The sequence below is a fragment of the Ligilactobacillus acidipiscis DSM 15836 genome (assembly GCF_001435755.1).
GTDB lineage: Bacteria > Bacillota > Bacilli > Lactobacillales > Lactobacillaceae > Ligilactobacillus > Ligilactobacillus acidipiscis.
On the sequence record NZ_AZFI01000406.1, the window covers coordinates 1 to 312 of the forward strand.

The 312-nt window shown below is 52.6% G+C and carries 1 protein-coding gene; it reads right to left on the minus strand.

Annotation, left to right across the window (positions count from 1 at the left end):
• Nucleotides 1-312: ABC transporter permease subunit (locus FC65_RS11275; RefSeq protein ID WP_156408660.1), on the minus strand; the 312-nt coding region annotated here is incomplete at both ends.

Consider the following 312-nt stretch of genomic DNA (forward strand, 5'->3'; position numbering starts at 1 on the left):
GCGTACCCAAACCAAGCGCACCGATCATCGATGCAATAACGACCATGGAAAGTCCAAGCATCATTGTCTGGTTGACACCGGACATGATCGTTGTCTTAGCCATCGGTAATTGTAGTCCGATCAGTTTTTGCCAGCTAGTCGAACCGAATGAATCGGCAGCTTCGATCAAGTCTGCTGGGACCTGACGGATACCCAAGCTGGTCATCCGTACTGTCGGCGGCATTGCGAAGATCACAGATGCCAAGACACCAGGGACCATCCCGATACCAAAGAAGGCCACGGCTGGGATCAGGTAAACAAAGGCTGGCAGAG